This is a genomic window from Bacillus multifaciens (genome assembly GCF_030756675.1).
In the GTDB taxonomy this organism is placed as follows: Bacteria; Bacillota; Bacilli; order Bacillales; family Bacillaceae_G; genus Bacillus_A; species Bacillus_A multifaciens.
On the sequence record NZ_JAVBXD010000024.1, the window covers coordinates 53,423 to 73,896 of the forward strand.

Below are 20,474 nucleotides of genomic sequence, written 5' to 3' on the forward strand. Positions count from 1 at the left end.
AAATCGCGAGTGATTTTCTGCTTCTTTTTTTACTTATAGTGCGGTTCACCGTGATATATTTAGCGGTAAATCAAAAGAATCAGTTGATTTATAATTCTTTAATTTTGTCATTAACAATCTAAAAATACTACTCTATTTAAAAGTTCACTCTATACTTATTGCGCTTACTTTTATTACAATTTTCTCCTTTAACTTTAAGCTTATAGTTTCACAGATTGTAATTATTAAACGTGTTTTGTAATTTTATAAATTAATATTTTCCCTTCCATTTCACTATCAATACCTTCTGGAATACAAGGGCAAAAATAAATTCTATCTGGCGCCTCAGTAGACATTTTTTTCATTTTTGTATGTAGTTCGCAATTGATATCTATTCCGTTAACTCGTTTTACTAATTTATGTTTAACCGTTTCTCTACTTCGTTCAGGGCTACAATCCAACGACATTGCATCCCCAATATTTTGGTATCCACTTATATGTCCACTAATAATTTCAGGTATTTCATTCTGGATACAATACAAATGATAAATAATTTCGTTCTTCCTTGCATCAAAACCATCATTTAACTCTTCTATTGAACTTTCAAGATTTTCATCAAATACTACTTCAGAGAGAATCAGTTTTAATTCTTTTACAAATCCGTCTATATCATGTATTCGCTTAGAAAATAATAAAAGAACTTGTTTTAGATGTTCCAATTCAAATATATTTCTTAAATTAACTCCTATATCCAACATATAGCCTATTTCATTAACATCGTGATCAAAATACTGGTCATTTCTTAATATTTCTTTAAATGAATCTGATTCTTCTTGTGCTAAATTATTAAGCTTTCTTATACACTGATCATGCTCAGTGGTTTCTACATAACTAAACATCTTTTCAAATATTTTATTTATAATCTTTATATCTTCTTTATTTTTTAAAATATGCAATACTTCAAAAATTTCTTCTAAAAGTTGATCAGATAGGATAACTGTATATGATAATTCTTTTAATAATTGGAGGGTTGAAACAAAATCTTTTAGCTCATTTTCACTACCATTCAATAGTTCTAAAAACTTTTCGTTTTTAAGTACCATTTTCCCCATTATTTTTTCAACCTCATTTTTCTAATTTCAAACAAATCATTTTCTTCTTGATCCATAAAACCAGTAGGCCAATGAGTTATTTCTGCTTTATCATTTAATGCTATCTCTTCAATATGACAAATTTTATCCACATTAAAATAATTTATAACTAAATCCGAAGGCTTTAATGGATTTTTATCATATAAAATAGCTTTTCTAAATCCATTTACGATATGTTCACTATGTGTTTCAATGACAACTTGTACTCCAGATGCTGCAATCACTCCTAAAAAAGCAGCAATATTAGATTGAGCTTTGGGATGTAAATGTAATTCTGGATTTTCAACAATTAAAATAGAGCCCTCATCTGCTATTAAACCAGCAACAATTATTGGTAGAATAAAAGAAATCCCATAACCTACATTAGTTTGGTGTAGTGAATCCTTTTCACCAAATAATAAAGAAAGATGATTATCTGTACCTTTATTTGTTGCAGTCACTCTACTTTTGGGCAATATATAATTCAGCCAATCATTTATCTGTATATCCAAAATAATGGTGTCTTTATGATCCCAATGATTACGATTCTTATTAATTTTTATAAATTTATCGTGGCGTCCTTTCTCAATAATATAACCTAAATATTCATTAGTTTCGCCTAATCGTATACTGTGAACATCGCCACTCTTTTGATATCTAGAAATCGATCTATCTGCACTTAAATAAGTTAATGCATTTGTAAATTTATTTATCTCCCCAGTAAAATTCAATTTAACAACATTATTATCGTCAGTCGGTTTATATTCAATAGTTGATGTATAATCCCCGTAATTTAATTCCAGACTGAACAGATTATCTCCAGCATCTTCATAAAGAATCTCATCAAAGGAGTATAGGTTTAATCCGTAATCATTAGTTATTAAATCTATACTTTTATTTACATCCTGCATATCACATTCTAAAGACATTTTTGAAAGCAATAGCGCTTGAATCAGTGAAGATTTACCTCCAGAATTAGTTCCTAATAAAAGATTAGCTTTATTCATCTTTACATCATTTTCTTTGAAACATTTAAAGTTCTTAATCTTTATACTTTTTATCATCGCTACCTCCAAAAATTCCGACTAAAAATTTTTCGACAAGCATAAATGTTGTATCAATTCTAGATCTATCATTTGTACCATATGTAATTGATTCAAACAGGTACTCTTCTTTCTGTAGCCATTTTGCAAAATCTTTAATAACATTTCCTTTTTCATTAACAACAATGCTATCATAATTTGAAAGTAATACTGAAAAAGCAGTAAATAAAGATTTATTAATCATATTTTTATAATATGTATTATAATCAATTTTCACTTTTCTAAACGCATAATCTTCAAATAAAGTAAACGCATTTTCCATAGCCAACATAAAATCTGCTTTTATAATATTAAAAGGAACTGCTTTGAATTCATTATTTAAAATTTCAACGACATTATCTAAAAATTCATCCATTATTCCATTATAACGAAGTTGTGGAAACCAACTTGGTCGTTTATAAACAAAATAAAAACCAATAAATCTAATAACTAATTCTTGATCCATCATTCTTTTTGGTTTAACACTATTATTAGTTGCCAATTTAAACTCATTAGAATTAGCTAAATCCCTAACAAAATCTCTTGATTCTTTTCTTAATATTGAATTTCTAATTTCTTGGTTATTTAAGCTCCTACCACCTGTGTTTAATCTTTTAAATATATCCGATTTAACCCTATTAGGTGTATCAGGTTCAATAATATTACAATCTATTTGATATGATCTTAAATGCCTAACAAATTTAGGATGTAATGAAGCATTGTTCTCTTTTTGAAAATATTTTTGGTCGCATTCCTCTTTTAAATATTCTAAATTTCTTAATTTAAAACCATTTGAGAAGAATTCATTTATAACCGATAAGCGTTGTACACCATCTACAACTTGATATTTTCCTTCTTTACTTCTAGCTAGATAAAATACTGGTAAAGGGATTTTTAATAAAATTGATTCAATTAAACGAGATTTCCTCGTATTATCCCATACATAGTTTCTTTGAAAGTCTGGTGATAAATCTAATATTGATTCATCATATTCTGTACCATTAATCATTTCAAATATTTCTCTTAAAGAGAAACGCCCCTGTGTTACTCTTATAGAATTTGGATCATACGGCACAGTTATATTAGGATCATTTTCCACATCTTCTTGCGTCGATTCAATTCCACTTTCTAGATTTTCAATCATGAGTTTAACTGATTCATTGTACTGATTAATAAAAAGTTGTATTATCATTTCTGTATATTCATTAAGATAATCCCTATTATCAATTCTTTTAGCATCATAACAATAAGCTTTATTATCAGTAATTGCCATTAAAGTTAACCCAGATTCAGTAAAATATTCACTATCTGAGGACTTTTTTCTAGAAAAATTTAACACTTCAATTTCCCCATCCAATGTAATTTCTATCCTAACATTGTTTATAAACCCCATTTAATTGCACCTCACTTTACCGATTTTAATAATTGAGTTCAATATAAAATTAATTTTTCATTATTAGAATCCTATTATCTTTATTTCCCCATAAATTCTAGTGTAATATTTAGATTTTTATCGTACTAAAACAATCTATTTAGAAGACCTTCCCTATTTGTGATAAGCTTCACTGTATAATCTTTAACTGCGAACACTCTACCTTAAACAATCACTTTATACATAATAAAGTTTACTTCACCTTGAAAAATTTGTTATCCATGCTTAATTCTAATACTTTTGCTTTTTCAATTACATTTGCATCTAATTTATCTACTCGTTCTCTTAGAATAGGTATTATATATTGACCATTAATTTCCTGACATAACTCAAATATAGTTTTTAACTGATTAATATGTGTATTCTCTAATTTATCGTGAATTACAAATTGTGGGGCACTAATATCCATTACTTCTGCATACTTCATGTATGCTAAATCAAATGCTACTATGACCCCTTTTTTCATGCCTGTTCCAACATTCCCCTTAAAAGAATCTAAAGAAACAGGGAATTTTTTTTGCTCTTTCCAATTGTTGTTATAGACAAATAAATATTTTTCACCATATAGTTTTTCACAATACAAGGAAAAGTATTTATTAAACACTTTTATTTTTTCATTAATAATGTCTGGATTCATTTGTTTATTCACTTCTTTAATTTGACTAACTAAAGACGTTCTTTCTCTTTCAGCACCTTCTAAGATTTTTAAGGATTGTTCAATTCCACCTATTTCTATATTTAAAAACTCTATCTTAGTATTCATTACATTCAACTCATCTAATAGACCCTCATCCAATATATCTATAGTTATTTGTTTCTTTTCCTCCAATAAAATATCCCTAATTTTCAAAACTTCAGCTAAGTCATCCTTTTTAGAATCCAATTGATTTGCTATAAAATCAATCCTATTTTGAATCATTGTATTATGAAAAATTAATACTTCCTCATACGTTTTTTCTAAATTATCAATATATACTCTTGCCTCATTATAAAGTTGTCTAATTTGTTGGGCATTAACATTACTTTTTTCGTTCTTTAACTTTACAATGCTTTTATGTATTGAACTAATATCAAACTCTATGAGTTGAATATATTCTTCTAATTCATTTATTTTAGCTGTTAATTCTCTCTTTTTTTGTAATTCCTCTTTATATGTCTCCATATAATCTAATTCTCTTCTCTTTATGATTAAAATAGTTAATTCATCTTCTATTAATTCTTTCCTTTGTTTTAAACTATCTAACGAAGATATATTAACATCTTTCTCATAAAATTTAAGCTTCTTTTCACATTCCTGAAGTTGAGTGGACAAATTATCTTTTTTATTTAATAATTCATCCTTTAGGATATCTAATAAAAATAAATAGATCGTATCATACGTAGTATTAAAATTCGAACCAGGTAAATATTTAATCATATTTCCTGAAGTTGTATCATCTACTCTAACAAATTTAGGAATTAATTGTCTTAATGTTGGATGCTCTTCACATGAATTAAACAATATTTTTTTTAATTCAAACCAAAAATCTTTCTCTACCTCTGGTACACCATTAATAAATTTCTTTCCCCTAGTAAATAGTTGCCTAATAATACTTACCTTATTTTCTCTGCTATCTATAAGTATAAGTTCTGCTTCTACTTTATTTTCATTTAAAAACAACTTAATCTCTGTATTTTCACTCTTAGTATCAGAATCATAATATAATGATTTAACTGATTTACCACCTAAGCATAGATCAATAATTTTTATTGCTGTAGTTTTCCCTACATTATTCCCACTATCTTCTGCTAAATCACTAGTGTTATCTACAATTAAACTCAATCCTTTTAAATTAAAGTCAATCTCTCGTATAATTTCATAATTCGGATGGGTTTTTCTAACAATTAATTTTTTTATTAGCATAATACCACCCTATTTTCATCAATCTCAATTATCGACAACATATATAACCAATCTAAGGCATAGTATAAAAAATCTATATGTAAATTTTGATCTATCTCTAAACGTATCTTACTATATAGAACTCCTATATCCATATTTTTACTATCTTTCAATTGTTTTATTATAATTGATCCTATATTATATAATGAATATTTAGGTTCCCTATTTAAATTTATAATCATATCCATCACCTAGGTTTCTCTAAAATTTTACATTCTACAAAGGCATAACAAATTATTCTAATTAAGCCTATATTTAAATCCTCTATTAAAATATTTGTACTATCATCCGTGATAATTCGTTCCTCTAATTTCTCTCTTACATATTCTATTACATCATCTGCATGTTTCCTAATGATATCAATTAACTCCATTTCACTATCCCTATAGCGCAATAGTAATTGTCCCCTACACTCTTTATATAGAAGGGTAATATCTCTTAAAATCTTGTCTTTAATCCCTATATTATTATTATCTAATATATTGAAAGCCTCTTCACAAATTCTCCCATACTGAGAGTATTCTTCTACAATGTAACTGTACTTAATCAACCGATTATGTGTGATTTTTTTAGGTATATCATATGAGGTTAAATCTTCCATATTCACTTTATACATCTTGTCTATTTCTTCATCAGGTAAATTTGTTAACTCGGCTAATTTTTCTATAATCCTTGGAATTAATGATGGTATTTTTTTTCTCTCTCTTTGAATATTGTAAATATTACCATTCACTATATTAGCCATTACACCCCTATTTTCGCCTGAATTGCTTAATGAGACATCACCACTATTTTCTATCACTATTCTTTATTCCCCCTGTTACGACCCCTGCCATTACACCCTTATTGGTACCTTCATTATCAATCTTTATATCACCTTCATTTTTAACACTCGTATCTTTTATTTTCTGATTTCCAGTGTTAGATATACTATGCTCCACCTTATTCAATATCTTTTTCGATTCATTTTTTGCTCTTACTGCAATCACACAAGAAATTACAGTTGCAATCATTGAAATAAGACTAATTATCATCATAAGAATATCCATATTTTATTACCTCTCTCCTTCTAAGTTCTCAACTAATATTAACATTTTTTTACACGGTTCAAGATAGCTAACTTTAAATTTAATAACTTTACATTAATAAATTTAAAGTTATTAAACGTGTACTCGACCCTATAATAGTAAATAAAAAAGTTATAGTATAAAGACTATATCCATTATCCTTCTGCCAATTGGTAGAAAGATTTTTAAATTTATAACGTTCCAATTAATTGATATCGTTACAATAATTAATGGCATTATCAATACCATTCCATAAATTAGCTTGTATAAGCCGAATATCCGCCCTTAAAATGTATCTGAATAACAATTTTAACTAATAAAAGCAGCCGTTAAAATTGTTATTTCAATTCTAACGGCTTTAATCTAACATTATTTATAATACAACCGATTATATAGTATAAAGATACATCTAACTAATACTGATAACTCCCACCCGCTACTTCCATTATTGTAACAGAACCATCAAATCCAACATGATAATTTGCAATATGACTAGTATGTGTTTCCTTAGAATTATCATCAATAGTACCTCCAAACCCCCGTTCTGTATTCATATGTGACAGAGGTGTAATCAATACCTCCTTTATATCTAGGTCATAACCTTTCTCTGCTAAATATTTTTTTAATGCCTTTTCTACATATGTTATCGCTTCATCATCACTTTTTATGTCAACTTTTTTCTTTTCTTCAGCCTTCTTTTTCTCTTCAGCTTGCTTTTTTCCCTCGGCTTCCTTCATTTTTTTCTCAGCTTCTACTTTCGTAAGTTCTGCATCTACTGTCACCATTAGTTGTGTAGCTTTTTGATTATATTCTTTTAATTTTTCATTTGTCGCTGTTTCTTGCTGAACGCTACTTAATAGCTGTTTTGCCTCATTTAAAGATTTATTATTTATTAATTCTTGCGCTTGAGTTAGCCGATTATTGTATTTCTCCAAAGTTTCTTTACTAGCCTTTAGTTCATTTTTCATTTTTTTAGCATCTTCTTTAAGGGAGCTTACACCACCTTTAGTTCCCTCTACCTCTCCAAGAAGTTTATTCGCTTCATCCCATTTTTGTTCATCTTTTGCCTTCATTGCATCTATCATTTTTTTCGTTTGTGTATGTAAAACTTTTGCTTCGTCACTCTTTTCATCTAATGCTAAACTAAATGAGGCAAGTGCCTTATCGTACTCCTTATTAGCTAGTGCCAATTTCCCTTGTTCTATTGCCTTGTCAGCCGTTTTATCTCCACATCCTGCCAATAAAATAAAACATGCACATATAGTCCCTAAAATTCTAAGCTTCATGATCTCTCTCCCCTATTATTATGAATATATCTTCTAACCCAATAATCATACCATTATTTTATAATATTATATAAATTTTACAATTTATCATTACGCACTTTAAAGCATATATTTGTAATTTCTCCAAACCTTTTACTGATTAAGGTTCCCTCTTCAAATATATCCTTTCTCCTTCAAAGACACATACCTATCAATCCCTACGATTAAATGATCTAAAACAGCTATTCCTACAACCTCACCCGCTTTAACTAATCGCTTAGTGACCTCAATATCCTCTCTACTAGGTGTAGGATCAGAGCTTGGATGATTATGAGCAACAATAATAGAAGCTGAATTAGATAAAATTGCAGGTTTCATCACCTCTCTAGGATGAACGATACTTGCATTTAAACTTCCTACATGACAAATATTAATTGCTGTTGGTTGATTTTTTGTATCTAGACAGGCAACTAAAAAGTATTCCCTATCACTATCCACTAAAAATTTTTTTACTAAGTTAAATGCATCTTCAGATGATCGAACACGTCTTTCAGGATATAAGAAACTATTTTCCCTTACCATTTTTAGAGAAATAATATTCACTCTTTTTGCAACTACTGCCTTTGTTGTTATTTCCCCTTCTTTAATCAATTCCATTTGTTCTTCTTTTTTAGCTTTGTACTTATTCATGCTAATCCCTCCATATTTTCATTAATTGTATTTATAATCAGTTATAGATATAAAGAAAATTGAAAAGAGGATGATTCACTCGTGGAATCATCCTCTTCATGTTATGTAAAAAGGAAATTTACAAAAAGGCTCCTTTTTTACAACTATAATTACTTTTTCCTACAGTTTAAATAACCTATCTATCCGATTACCAAATTTGATTAAAGGATTAAAAACTGCATCTATCGCTGTTTCTACTACATCCTTCTTCTCTTCTTCCACCTTATCTTCCAATCCTAATTTTTTATCAAGCGCTTTTCCTGCAAGAATTATAGGATCAAAAACTGCATCTATTGCCTTTTCTACTATATCTCTTTTATCATCTTCTGGATTCACATTGAAAGTCTGCTTAGACTGTCTAATTCCTGTCACACACCAACATACAAAGTGTTCACAATTATTTTCTAACAAATTGTATCCTCCAAATCTGCTACCTACTTGGCTAGATGCTCTTCTAATAATCTCTTCTGCATCATATTTTGCATTATATACCTTTTCTATATACGCTGTTCCACCTTTTTCAAACTCTTTTAAAGTAGTAAATTTGATTCTAGCATTTCTAATACTATCTCCTGTAAAATGATATACCCATCCATCACCATCATATATACCATAATGCTCTGGAAGTAAGTTTGTTCCCCTTAAAATTGAAACTCTAATAACCGCTCCCTTATTCGCCAATATTCGCTCCTCCTTATCACTTATAATTGAAAAACAACTTAAATTATTATCGTAAAACCAAAAGAAGATGGAACCTGTTGCGAGGTTCCACCTTCTTCTACACCCAAAATATATTTCTCAATTTGTTCATTAATATGTATAACTATAGAATCTAATTCTCTGTTATTATTAATATTTATTTTAGTTATTATTAACTGTAGTATTAACTTTCGTTTTGCTGGTTCTATTGTCTCTATTAAATGATGAAAACTAGTCAACAGCTTTTTTACTGTATCCACTTGGATAGGGTTTGATGTATTTTGCTGTAATTCTTTTTCAATATGAACTTTCTGGGCCAAATTCATTTCTATTTCATTTGAAATATGTTCAAGTCTGCTAGTTAATACCTCTTTTGCAATTATTCCTTCCTCATATAAATCAAAAACCCTATTTTTCTTTTTCTCAAGACTTTGTATATTTTTGTTAGTTATATTTAATTCTTCTTCTAATGGTTTAATCTTATTGTGTGTATTATCATTTAATTTGCTTACAGTATCTTTTAGGATTTTATCGTTTAACACTATTTGATTTATTCTTTTAAAAACAAGTTTCTCAATTTTATCTGCTCTAACTCCATTCGAACGACATACTGCTGTTCCTTTATTTCTCCAAGCTCCACATTGATAATATCTAATAATATTTACGTTCCCATCCTTTAATTTTCTTTTTACTCTACCAGCTACCATAGGAGCTCCACACATAGGACATTTAATTAAACCTGTCAAAGGAAAGATACCATCGAATAGCCTTTTAGGTTTTTGAGATTTTTTCTTATATAGCTCCTGTACCCTATTCCATAAATCTAATGAAATTATAGGATCATGATTTCCATTAGTATAAATAGGATTTTTATTTATTCCTCTACGTCTTTTCTCACTCCAATTTTCCCTCACATTATATCTTATTTTTCCTATATAAATAGGATTTAACAAAATAGTACGGATAGCAATAGGTGTGAAAAAGTTTCCTTTCTTAGTCCTATACCCCAACTTATTCACTAAGTTTGTAATAGCTTTTAGTCCACGTCCTTCTGCATATAAATTAAATATTTCTTTTACAATAAATGCTTCCTTTTCTTCTATTTCTAATTTCGTTTTACTTTCAGTCTTATCTATTTTTACAGTATTATATCCTAATACAATGCCCCCATTCCACTTTCCTTCTCTAGCTCTCTGCTTCATCCCCATTTTTACATTTTCCACAATACTTTCCCGTTCAAATTCTCCTATAGAAGCTAATACATTCATAAGTAGTTTTCCAGTAGGCGTTGCAGTATCAAATGCCTCACTACAGCTCTTAAAGCCCACATTATTTTTATCTAATTCATCTACAATTTTTAAAAGATCTAAGTGATTTCTAGCTAATCTGTTAGTTTTCCACACCCATATTTCCTGAAACTTACTTTCTTTTGCATCCTTTAATAATCTTTGTAAATCAGGGCGGTTCTCCATAGCCTTTCCACTAATTCCTCTATCAATGTACTGATCTACCACTATCCTTCCTTCCTGTTCACATCTCTTTTTTACTACATCTAATTGTGCATCAATTGAATACCCTTCTTCAGCCTGTTCAGCTGTAGATACCCTTGCATAAATTACTACTTGTATCATCTTACTCTCCTCCAATTTCCTTTAATGATTCCTCTAATAAATTACTTAATAAGTCAATTAACAAACTATACGAAGAGTCTTGCATAATTTATCACCTTTCACATATATAATATTTACTTGAAAATATCATTGTTACTTATAAGCCCACTTGCCCACTTTGATTTATATATAACTCTAGTCTTTTTCTATTTATTTTTAATACCCTAATTCTTTCCCCTTTTGCTACAGTAACTTTTGGACACTTCCTATTAGAACTTTCATCAATCTCAATAATTCCTATTTGATATAACCGATCATGTAGCTTTTTTATTGTTAAAGGAAAAACCTTATTTCTCTTCTCCCAAAACGCAAGTACAGTATTATATGTCATTCCAGGTATCAAGTAATAATATTCGTCATCATACCAACCATATTGTTGTGATCCGCTTTCTTTCCCTAATTTCTTTAAAGGCATTTTATTAGATATTATTAATTCTTCGATTGTATTTAGATACATATTCAAAGGATTCTCTGTTTTCATTTCAGTATGCTGATTCTTGATAAGCTTAATAAATATATTTTCAGCTATTTCTAATCTTTCTTCTGCTTCCTCTATCTCAATTTTCCCAATGGTTACTCCATATTTTAAATATAAACGATACGCATATTTTAAAGACCAAACACTATCAATTAATCTAAAATGAATATCTGCGTTTCTATATTTCTCTCGAAATTCATCTAAATCTAAATTTGGTAAACATTTTTCCTTATTTATATAATCCGTTAACCAATTTATAAAATTATAAATTGCTGTCGGAAACATAAGGGGCATCTTTTGAAATTTAGTTAATTTGTCTAAATCCACGCAATCCTTCTCTATAGGTACACTAATACATCTTGCCATATTAGATTGAATACTAATTGCATCCTCAGCTGTTATTGCACATAATCCCCTTGTCATAAATTCCCTTTGTTTTGTTAAATTAATATTACTACGTGATTTTTTTATTCTATCTCCATACATTCTTAAAATAAATTCAGCCTTATCTTCCATATCCTTTTTCTCAGATAATTTATCTGTAGGATGATAATCATCTACCAACAATACACAATCTTTATATTCAAACATTTTTATTTCTAATGCTGTCTTAGTATCTTTAAAATTAGCTGGTATCTCTGAAGCTAATTGCTGATTAAATATATTAAAAAATAGACTCGCTAATGTCGTTTTCCTACTTCCTGTTTCTCCATATAGCCACAAAGTAAATTTAGGTTCTAAATTATTCAATTTTAATAGTGTATTAACGGTTGAAAGGATCGTAAAACAAAATAAAGGTAACGTTACATCCATAGACGCTATTTCTAACAACTGTAACGATTTTTTATACACTTTACTTTTACTAACTTCCCCATCTACAACTAAAGTAAATTTATTTAAACTGTCATGTACCAACATAGAACTTTCTTTTCCTATAGCCCCATTACCGTGTAAATACACGTAATTTTTCCCTATTTTAGACCACCCAATGGTTTTATATATACTTTTAGTTTCTATATCTTTACATGCAAGCTTTATTGCACACAAAATTTTTTCATAACACTTACTTGTAGGATACAGAATACATTGAATTCCCCATCTATTTTCTATCCAATTTGAGTTTCTTAAATCATATAGTTTTACTCTAATATTCGGTAATTTCCTATCACCATTTAAAATTCCTGTTAACTCCAAATACTTTTCTTCATGAATTCCATCAGTAATAATAACTTGAGTCACAGGGATTATGACCATATTACATAACTTAATAATTTTTTTATCTTTCTTATAACAAAGTTCTCCTTCTTCATTAATAAGATATTCATTAGTTTCATACCACGCTTTAATCTTTTCTATGCTAATTTGTTTTTCTTTTTGGAAGCCCTCCTTCTCTCTATTTTTAATTTGGTCTTTTTTACTTTTAAATATAGTCTTCTTAAAATTTTCCAACCCCACATTTTTGTGAAAATCTACATCTACATGTTTTTCTTGATCAATACGATTCACTTTAACTCTTCTAATTTTTGGGTCTTTCATAAATTCTTACCTCCTAATTGTTTTACACTCTAATATTAACTTGTAAAACCACTCAGAAAATTTTCTGTTTTTGCTTATTTTCAATCAAATTTCAGGTAAATTTTATGATAATTATCATAAAAAAAAGCAATAAGGGAGGCATTTTCATCCCTTATCGCTTTTTACATAAAAAACTTTTTATAGTATTTTAAAATGTTATTTATTTTTAAAAGTAACTCTGAATTTTTTTCTTCAAGAGCCTTTTCCATTAATTTTTCTATTGCATTATGCAATTGCTTATCACTGTTTTCTAAATGTGTATACTCTATCCGTTCTTTTAAAATTCTATGCATTTCAGTTTTACTTTTAAGTCGCCAAGCACGTAAAAATGACTTTTTAGTAACCTTATATTCTTCGTGTAATTTTTCTTTCTTTCTCTCTACTTTCTTATCATCTTCGCTATTTATCTTTTCTATAAATGAGAAAACTTCTCTTTTTCCTTTTAAATTTACTATCTCTTGCAACTGTTGAATTATTTCCATCCTTTCTCTAACTTCATACTTTAAAATTTTATTTTTAAAATCTCCAATTTGAAACATTGCTTTCGAATTTAATTTGTATCTAGACCATAGAACACTTTCTAAATCCTCAAGTAGCTTTATATCTCTTCTATGATCCTCTATAAGATCAGGATAAAAATTCAAATTTGCTACAATACACTCCATAGCATCTAAATCATGTTTAATAATAGCGTCCCGTAATTCTTCTTTTAAAGTAGATTTTTCTTTCTTTAAAAGTAGCTCTATTTTTCTATTCAGTTTCTTTATAAACAAGTAATGTTTATATGTCGAAAGCTTATCAGCCTTTTTCAGCAGACTTGATGTATATCTCATTTCATCTATTATTTTGGCATTTATAATATTTTTACTCTCAAATATTTTTTTTATAAATCCTTTAAGGATAAACCTAAAATAGGGGAAGTCTTCTTCGTAATTTTCCCATTTTTTCTTTTCACTCTCAGCTAAATAAATTATCTTCTTTCTATATTTATTGCTATTAGAAATAGTACCTATAGATCCATCCATATATTCTTCAAAATATGTAATAAAATCCTCTAGATAATCATCATCCACTATATTTCCTTTTAACACACTTTGGAAAATTTCATTACTTTTATATAAAAATAATAAAGATAAAAATATTGCTCCTGTGTACTGATGAAAATTTTTCCTCTCGATATTTCTTATACATATCTCAAAAAATGTTGATTCATTAGTATCAAATTCCTTCTTATTAGAAATAAATTGAGCCTTAATAAATTTATATATTTTATCAATTCTCTCTTTAACAACTTTTTGACTAATTTCCGATCCATATTCTTTACTGATTATTTTTACTAAATCTGCCTGCCTCATTATTTTGCTCCATTATAAAATTTATTATATAAGATAATAAATATGTGGACAGGTGGGCACTTTTCTTTAATTTTTCTTCCAATCAACTAATAGACCCACAATCTCTAATATTTTATCTTGATCTTTTTCATTTAAATCTTGTAATAATTTTACAAGTTCCTTATATGGTAAATACTCTTCATTCTCTTTAGCTAATACATCAAAACTCTTTTTTAAATCATTAGGTTCTATGAGAGAGAAAAAACTTTCTAGAGTTATTCCTAAAGACCTAAGAATTGTACTTAAGGTTACAATCGTTATATTTTTTTCTCCTCTTTCAACTTGTCCTATATACGTAGGATGTAAATTAGCCTTAAATGCCAATTCTTCTTGACTTAAACCTTTCCCTTTTCTAATCACCCTAATATTATGACCGATTGCTTTAATTAGATTTTCCATGTAATTACACCTCAGGTTAAAACTAACCTTTAGATGGATCATTTTCGATATACTATTGATATTTTTTAATACAAAAAATATACTATAGATATAAATTAATATATTTATTTATAAGATAATTAATTAAATAATATCTTTAAGTATTTTATAGATATAACTCTTTAAAATTCAATTAAAAAGCTTATTATCAGAAAGGGACGATAAAACATGCTTTATGGACTGTTTATAGTAGGTCTAGGTACAATTCTAACGTATTATATTTGGAAAATAATTTTCAGGAATTTTATAATACTCGATAGTTTCATAGGAATTCTTGGTAGTATATTAGGTACTTGGTTTATTACTTTTATACTGATAGAAGCTCATCCTTTTTTTGCAGTTGTATTATTTATACTAATACTGATTTTTAAATTCTTTACTTCTAAAAGAAAAAAATAAATTTACAATCCAAAAAGGAAGCTTCTAAATGAAAAAGCCTCCTTTTGGATTAATTACAATTATCTTTTATCATAAATATGAAAGTATACATAAGGAACCCCAATATCTGTAGTATGATCATACGTATATAAATGATCCTTATTGTTTATACACTGTCCAAGTGTTCTATCAATGTTTTTATCATAATAAATGTTAACTCTCCCCTTACAGATGGGACAAGAGCCATATTTACTCACTTTATAGACTTTTCCATCTTCTTCACAAAGAATAGGTCTTCCATTTTTATAAACTATGCCATCCTTATTTAATTCCTGATATTTTCCTTTTGAATCTATTGCATATAAGATCAAACCGAATGTTATCATACATAAAAATACTCTATAATCACCATCGCTGAATAGATAACCTACAATAGTAACTACAGCCGAAACAATAGATAGAACTCCTGAAATCTGAAATCTATTTTTATAACCTTTTACTCCTCCAATAACTTCTCTATCTAATCTATCTTCATACTTAACAATTAATTCTTCTTGTTTAGATACATTAAAATTATCAATATATATATCTTGCTTACTATTAACACCCATTCCAATATTTATATTATTCGTTCCAGCGTCAATTATATTATGTGTTTCCCCATGTGAATTGGATTGAGTTCCACAAAATGGACAATATAAATATTCCTCACTAAAATCTTTGCAACACTCTACACATTTCATTATGCACACCTCAAAATTTTAAATATTGATTTAATTTTTTTTATAAAGCCGTTATTTATATATTTATTTTAGCACTTTACAATATCCATTATATTCTAGTTAAACCAAAAAACAAAGTATATATTGTATATAAAAAAAACCAAAACACAATATATTGTGTTTTGACTTTTCCGCAAAGTTATTCACATAAAATACTTCTTACATAGCGTAAAGGAGTTCTCATAAGTTAATCCTTACTCCATTCTCTTATTACTTCATAATATATTTTATATTTATTTCTCCTTTTCATTCAGTATATACTCTAATAGCCTCTTAAAATATATGATCTTAGACTTATCTTTACTTGTCTTATTCATTTTCTTTAGTATCTTAACTAACATATAAGAAATCATACCAAACATTATCACTTGACCAAAAAAATATAAAATTTGATGATCTTTAGGATTTATAAAAATAGCAATATAATCTTTTAATATAAACCCACAAATTACACCAATTAAATTAAATCCACTAGACGCCCCTTTAGAGGTATCATAAATTTCTTCTAAACTTTCAAGTCTAAACAAACAATGTCTAATTACATCTATTTCTAATTTAAATAACATTTCTTCTTTCTTTTTTATATCTGAAAAATCATCCATCTTTTCAAATGTAAAATTTTTTTCTATAAATACAATCAATTCTTCATTAGAAGAAAGTAAAATTTTATTTATCAATTTATCAACATTCATAATATAACTCCAATCAATTAAATCTATACCTATAATATAAAAGATATCCCATGAAGATTTTGTATCATTATTACATTATAATATGATATACAGATTTATATAATTCAACAAATAAGGTTAAAGATTATCTTTTTAAATAGTACCATGAAAAAGATACTTTCACCTTATTATTTAATTTAAATTCAAAGAAATGCAATTGTCCCATGCCTTTTTAATACTATTATCAATAAAAGAAAATTGAAGGATTGTTCAGCTAAAATTCCAATACTTTTCCTAATTAAACTATCCCTTGTCTTCCTATGAATGTTTACCGTTATTTACGTTAAGGTTCACCGTAAGTAAACCTAAATAAAAATCAGGCCTTATCGTTTTTTCGATAAGGCCTATCACTCATTTACTTTTCTTTTCTAACAAGCCTAACAACATTCTCCACATGCGCTGTATGCGGGAACATATCAACTGGTTGTACATATTCTACGTCATAACTCTTCATTAACGTTTTCACATCACGCGCAAGTGATGACGGATTACAAGATACATACACAACCTTTTTCGGTTGAACTTTTAAAATTGTTTCGAGTAGTTTATCATCACAACCCGTGCGCGGTGGATCAACAACGATCACATCTGGACGCCAGCCTTCTTTTACCCATTTTGGCAGCCATTGTTCCGCTTTTCCAGCCTCGTACTTTGTATTTGTGAAGCCGTGACGTTTCGCATTTTGCTTCGCATCTTCAATCGCTTCTGGAATCACATCCATACCGCGTACTTCTGCTGCATCTTTTGCCAGCCACAGTCCGATTGTACCAACGCCGCAATACGCATCTACGATTTTTTCTTTCCCTGTTAAAGCAGCTGCTTTTTTCGCTTCGTTATATAACACAACGGTTTGCTCAGGATTTAACTGGAAGAATGCGCGTGCAGATAATTCAAATGATAAATCACCAAGTGTTTCTTGGATCACTTCTTTTCCAGCTAAACGGAATGTTTTATCACCAAAAATGACGGATGTTTTACGCCAGTTCACATTTTGCATAATCGATTTTACAGATGGCATTTGTTTTTGTACTTCTGCAATAAATTGCTCTTTATTTGGCAACTCTTCTTTTGTCGTAATTAATGTAACTTGTACTTCCCCTGTTTGCACAGCAGCACGCGTCACAATTGTCCGTACAAGACCTTTTTGTTTTCTTTCATTGTAAATAGAAATGTTCAGTTTTTCTAATATACGTCTTACCACTTTTGTTGCTTCGTTTGTTGCTTTATGTTGAATCATACAATGAGAAATATCAATTAAGCGGTGTGAGTTTTGCTCATATAATCCTGTAATTACCTTTTCATCTTTACGACCAACTTGTAATTGACTCTTATTACGATAATGCCATGGATCTCCCATGCCAAGTGTCTTACGAATCTTATCTTCCATACTTCCGTTCATGTACTTCTCAAATGCTTGTACAACGATATCGCGCTTTTGATTTAATTGTTCTTGATAATCTAAATGCTGAAGCTGACACCCACCGCATTTCTCATATACAGAACATGGCGGTTTTACACGATGCGGCGAAGCTTTACGAATCTTTTTCACTTTCGCTTCAGCAAAACCACGCTGAATTTTCGTTGTTTCTGCAACAACTTCTTCTCCTGGAAGCGCTCCTGGAATGAAGACAACTTGTCTTTTAAAATAACCTACGCCCTCTCCGTTAATCCCAAGACGCTTTATTGTCACAGGAAACGTTTGTCCAACTTCTAACTTACTCTCATGTTGTTTTTGTATCATTGTTACACCTCTACTCTATACTTTTCCATAAATACAATGATGCATAACTGCAATATGGTTCACACTCTTGTTTCATTTGTTCTAAAAATACGTCATCTGGCTTTTGTTCTAATTGAAATAACTGTTGAAGCGCACGTTGAATCCCGATATCTGCTTTTGGAAACATATTTTGACGTCCAAGAGCAAACAGTAAGAAATTTTGTACAGTCCATGCTCCAATACCTCGTATTGGTAATAGCATTGCTGCAACTTCTTCGTCTGTTTTTCCCTCTAATTCCTCTAAGTTTAACTTGCCGTCCACAATATGTTGTGCAAGTCCAATGATATACTCTGCTTTGCGCTGACTAAATTTTTGATTTCTCAATTCCTCTACTGTAATATTTGCTACTTGTTCAGGTGTGGGAAAAAAGAAAACCCCCTGTTTCTCCGTGCCATATGTTTTTACAAATTGTTCTGTAAGTGCTGTCGCAAATTTCAAGTGAACTTGTTGATGAATAATACAACGTAGAAGACAAGCAAAATAATCGAACTCTAAAATAATTGGAGTATATGCAAATGTTTCAAAAAGCGGCCGTAATGATGTGTTTAAAAAATGATGCTGAATCTCATGAAAAGGTTGATTCCATTGAAAAATAGAAGAAATGCGCTTCATAATTTCGTCTTGTTTATCGCTTTGGCTAGAAATCCAAAATTGCGGCTCTTCAGTTGTCCCCTTACCTTGTACACGGACAATCATTTGTTCTCCATCTAAGGTAAGTGGAACATGAATTGCTTTATCGTCTAAATGGATTATATGTAACGGGTCAAAAGATAAACGTTTTAATACTTCTTCAAAACGATATGGATAGTCTAACGTAATTTGTTCGCTCCACATGCATTCCTCATCCTTTTTACACATCATTATAGCATGAGAAAACCGCAAGCATACATGCTTACGGTTGATTGCCTTTTACTAAATCATCTAAGCTTTTAAAATGATACCCCTTCTCGCGTAAATCATCAATGATTTTCGCAAGTGCCTCTGTGTTATCCTTCGAAACAGAGTGTAGCAAAATAATTGCTCCGGGGTGAACCATATTCATTACATTATTATGAGCATATTGCCATCCTCTTTGCTGGTCTACTTTCCAATCGAGAAAAGCAAGCGACCAAAAGACATTATAATAGCCCATATCTTTTGCGAGCGCCAATGTACGTTCACTAAAAATTCCGCGCGGCGGCCGGACATATCGTACTTCCTTTTGCCCAGTTACCTTTTGAATTTCATCTGTTACAACTTGCAATTCTTCACGAAGCTTTGCGTCGTTTACCGTTGTAAAATCTGGGTGAGTCTGTGAATGGTTTCCAACAATATGCCCTTCATTCACCATTCGTTTTAATAAATCTTGTTGAGTTTTAATATAATGCCCTGTCACAAAAAAGGTTGCCGGTACCTTCTTTTCTTTTAACACATCGAGAATTTTTCCTGTAAAGCCATTTTCATATCCATTATCAAACGTTAAATAAATATCTTTTTTCTTTGTATCGCCTAAATAAAATCCTCCATTTTTCTGCAATAGCTCTGTAAATTTCTGACCTGCATCAGGAGGAGTTTCATTCTTCGCACGCGGAATTCCCCAATGATGCGGTGTATTCACATAAGCAAGCACAGAAGACGGAACGAGTACCATCATAATTGAAAAGATAATACCAATGTATAACCAATTACGCTTCATTTCTAAGCTCCTTTTCATCTAGAATCGTACTTGTAGTTTCTGTGTCTATAATTTTTTCATGCTGAACACGTTTTTCCATTTATGCCAATACAAAGCAAGAAGCTGATTCAATATATCGGCGATTCTTTGCAATATATCGGCGCTTTTCATAATATATCGATGATGTATAAAAGTATGTGTAAGCATTTTTCTGGACAAAAAAAATAAGACAAAGTACTCTCAGGTTTGTCCAGAACCTATAAATGAG

The 20,474-nt window shown here is 29.4% G+C and carries 19 protein-coding genes; all 19 read right to left on the minus strand.

From position 1 onward, the window contains the following. Positions 1–224 precede the first annotated feature (224 nt). The 19 genes from Q9306_RS15590 to pdaA all read right to left on the minus strand — a co-directional run bounded on the left by Q9306_RS15590 (position 225) and on the right by pdaA (position 20,227). Positions 225–1,091 carry a hypothetical protein gene (locus Q9306_RS15590; protein ID WP_306200061.1) on the minus strand — a complete coding sequence of 289 codons (867 nt, stop codon included), beginning with the start codon at positions 1,089–1,091 and terminating at the stop codon, positions 225–227. Then, complete coding sequence (locus Q9306_RS15595; RefSeq protein WP_306200063.1) at positions 1,091–2,173, minus strand: AAA family ATPase; 1,083 nt, start codon at positions 2,171–2,173, stop codon at positions 1,091–1,093. Before Q9306_RS15595 ends, Q9306_RS15590 begins: the two co-directional genes overlap by 1 nt. Beyond that, entirely contained in the window at positions 2,151–3,584 is a 1,434-nt protein-coding gene (locus Q9306_RS15600; RefSeq protein WP_306200066.1) for a DUF262 domain-containing protein, read from the minus strand. The genes Q9306_RS15595 and Q9306_RS15600 overlap by 23 nt, the downstream gene beginning before the upstream one ends. Before the next feature lie 232 nt (positions 3,585–3,816). Continuing rightward, positions 3,817–5,526 (minus strand): DUF2326 domain-containing protein, encoded by a 1,710-nt coding sequence (locus Q9306_RS15605; RefSeq protein WP_306200069.1) that lies wholly within the window; start codon positions 5,524–5,526, stop codon positions 3,817–3,819. Beyond that, positions 5,520–5,753 (minus strand): ABC-three component system middle component 6, encoded by a 234-nt coding sequence (locus Q9306_RS24660; protein ID WP_371932390.1) that lies wholly within the window; start codon positions 5,751–5,753, stop codon positions 5,520–5,522. The genes Q9306_RS15605 and Q9306_RS24660 overlap by 7 nt, the downstream gene beginning before the upstream one ends. After that, positions 5,753–6,367: a hypothetical protein gene (locus Q9306_RS15610; protein WP_306200071.1), complete on the minus strand. Its 615-nt coding sequence runs from the start codon at positions 6,365–6,367 to the stop codon at positions 5,753–5,755. Before Q9306_RS15610 ends, Q9306_RS24660 begins: the two co-directional genes overlap by 1 nt. Next, a complete protein-coding gene (locus Q9306_RS15615; protein WP_306200074.1) occupies positions 6,354–6,614 on the minus strand; it encodes a hypothetical protein in 261 nt (86 codons plus the stop codon). Before Q9306_RS15615 ends, Q9306_RS15610 begins: the two co-directional genes overlap by 14 nt. A 431-nt stretch (positions 6,615–7,045) precedes the next feature. Then, positions 7,046–7,918, minus strand: coding sequence for an outer membrane protein assembly factor BamD (locus Q9306_RS15620; RefSeq protein WP_306200077.1), 873 nt, complete (start codon positions 7,916–7,918; stop codon positions 7,046–7,048). A 153-nt stretch (positions 7,919–8,071) separates the two neighbouring features. After that, on the minus strand, positions 8,072–8,587 hold the full coding sequence (gene radC, locus Q9306_RS15625) for a RadC family protein (RefSeq protein ID WP_306200079.1): 516 nt from the start codon (positions 8,585–8,587) through the stop codon (positions 8,072–8,074). Between the two features lie 159 nt (positions 8,588–8,746). After that, positions 8,747–9,307: a lecithin retinol acyltransferase family protein gene (locus tag Q9306_RS15630; protein ID WP_306200082.1), complete on the minus strand. Its 561-nt coding sequence runs from the start codon at positions 9,305–9,307 to the stop codon at positions 8,747–8,749. A gap of 38 nt (positions 9,308–9,345) precedes the next feature. Beyond that, entirely contained in the window at positions 9,346–10,956 is a 1,611-nt protein-coding gene (locus Q9306_RS15635; RefSeq protein WP_306200085.1) for a recombinase family protein, read from the minus strand. A 136-nt stretch (positions 10,957–11,092) separates the two neighbouring features. Further along, positions 11,093–13,009, minus strand: a complete 1,917-nt coding sequence (locus Q9306_RS15640; protein ID WP_306200088.1) for a hypothetical protein — start codon at positions 13,007–13,009, stop codon at positions 11,093–11,095. Positions 13,010–13,170: 161 nt separating this feature from the next. Continuing rightward, positions 13,171–14,403: a hypothetical protein gene (locus Q9306_RS15645; RefSeq protein WP_306200091.1), complete on the minus strand. Its 1,233-nt coding sequence runs from the start codon at positions 14,401–14,403 to the stop codon at positions 13,171–13,173. Positions 14,404–14,469: 66 nt separating this feature from the next. Next, on the minus strand, positions 14,470–14,841 hold the full coding sequence (locus tag Q9306_RS15650) for a helix-turn-helix domain-containing protein (protein ID WP_306200094.1): 372 nt from the start codon (positions 14,839–14,841) through the stop codon (positions 14,470–14,472). 497 nt (positions 14,842–15,338) lie between these two features. Next, positions 15,339–16,001 (minus strand): hypothetical protein, encoded by a 663-nt coding sequence (locus tag Q9306_RS15655; RefSeq protein ID WP_306200097.1) that lies wholly within the window; start codon positions 15,999–16,001, stop codon positions 15,339–15,341. A gap of 272 nt (positions 16,002–16,273) precedes the next feature. Then, a complete protein-coding gene (locus Q9306_RS15660) occupies positions 16,274–16,732 on the minus strand; it encodes a hypothetical protein (RefSeq protein ID WP_306200100.1) in 459 nt (152 codons plus the stop codon). A 394-nt stretch (positions 16,733–17,126) separates the two neighbouring features. After that, positions 17,127–18,512, minus strand: a complete 1,386-nt coding sequence (gene rlmD, locus Q9306_RS15665) for a 23S rRNA (uracil(1939)-C(5))-methyltransferase RlmD (RefSeq protein WP_306200102.1) — start codon at positions 18,510–18,512, stop codon at positions 17,127–17,129. 10 nt (positions 18,513–18,522) lie between these two features. Continuing rightward, on the minus strand, positions 18,523–19,386 hold the full coding sequence (locus Q9306_RS15670; protein WP_306200105.1) for a DNA-3-methyladenine glycosylase family protein: 864 nt from the start codon (positions 19,384–19,386) through the stop codon (positions 18,523–18,525). A 58-nt stretch (positions 19,387–19,444) separates the two neighbouring features. Further along, positions 19,445–20,227 carry a delta-lactam-biosynthetic de-N-acetylase gene (gene pdaA, locus Q9306_RS15675; protein WP_306200108.1) on the minus strand — a complete coding sequence of 261 codons (783 nt, stop codon included), beginning with the start codon at positions 20,225–20,227 and terminating at the stop codon, positions 19,445–19,447. Between the last annotated feature and the right edge of the window lie 247 nt (positions 20,228–20,474).

Coding starts and splice junctions, on each gene's coding strand:
- Q9306_RS15640 (WP_306200088.1), bottom strand. CDS start 13,009: ATGAAAGACCCAAAAATTAGAAGAGTTAAAGTGAATCGTATTGATCAA.
- Q9306_RS15660 (WP_306200100.1), bottom strand. CDS start 16,732: ATGAATGTTGATAAATTGATAAATAAAATTTTACTTTCTTCTAATGAA.
- Q9306_RS15645 (WP_306200091.1), bottom strand. CDS start 14,403: ATGAGGCAGGCAGATTTAGTAAAAATAATCAGTAAAGAATATGGATCG.
- pdaA (WP_306200108.1), bottom strand. CDS start 20,227: ATGAAGCGTAATTGGTTATACATTGGTATTATCTTTTCAATTATGATG.
- Q9306_RS15650 (WP_306200094.1), bottom strand. CDS start 14,841: ATGGAAAATCTAATTAAAGCAATCGGTCATAATATTAGGGTGATTAGA.
- Q9306_RS15590 (WP_306200061.1), bottom strand. CDS start 1,091: ATGGGGAAAATGGTACTTAAAAACGAAAAGTTTTTAGAACTATTGAAT.
- Q9306_RS24660 (WP_371932390.1), bottom strand. CDS start 5,753: ATGGATATGATTATAAATTTAAATAGGGAACCTAAATATTCATTATAT.
- Q9306_RS15635 (WP_306200085.1), bottom strand. CDS start 10,956: ATGATACAAGTAGTAATTTATGCAAGGGTATCTACAGCTGAACAGGCT.
- Q9306_RS15600 (WP_306200066.1), bottom strand. CDS start 3,584: ATGGGGTTTATAAACAATGTTAGGATAGAAATTACATTGGATGGGGAA.
- radC (WP_306200079.1), bottom strand. CDS start 8,587: ATGAATAAGTACAAAGCTAAAAAAGAAGAACAAATGGAATTGATTAAA.
- rlmD (WP_306200102.1), bottom strand. CDS start 18,512: ATGATACAAAAACAACATGAGAGTAAGTTAGAAGTTGGACAAACGTTT.
- Q9306_RS15605 (WP_306200069.1), bottom strand. CDS start 5,526: ATGCTAATAAAAAAATTAATTGTTAGAAAAACCCATCCGAATTATGAA.
- Q9306_RS15615 (WP_306200074.1), bottom strand. CDS start 6,614: ATGGATATTCTTATGATGATAATTAGTCTTATTTCAATGATTGCAACT.
- Q9306_RS15595 (WP_306200063.1), bottom strand. CDS start 2,173: ATGATAAAAAGTATAAAGATTAAGAACTTTAAATGTTTCAAAGAAAAT.
- Q9306_RS15670 (WP_306200105.1), bottom strand. CDS start 19,386: ATGTGGAGCGAACAAATTACGTTAGACTATCCATATCGTTTTGAAGAA.
- Q9306_RS15620 (WP_306200077.1), bottom strand. CDS start 7,918: ATGAAGCTTAGAATTTTAGGGACTATATGTGCATGTTTTATTTTATTG.
- Q9306_RS15655 (WP_306200097.1), bottom strand. CDS start 16,001: ATGAAATGTGTAGAGTGTTGCAAAGATTTTAGTGAGGAATATTTATAT.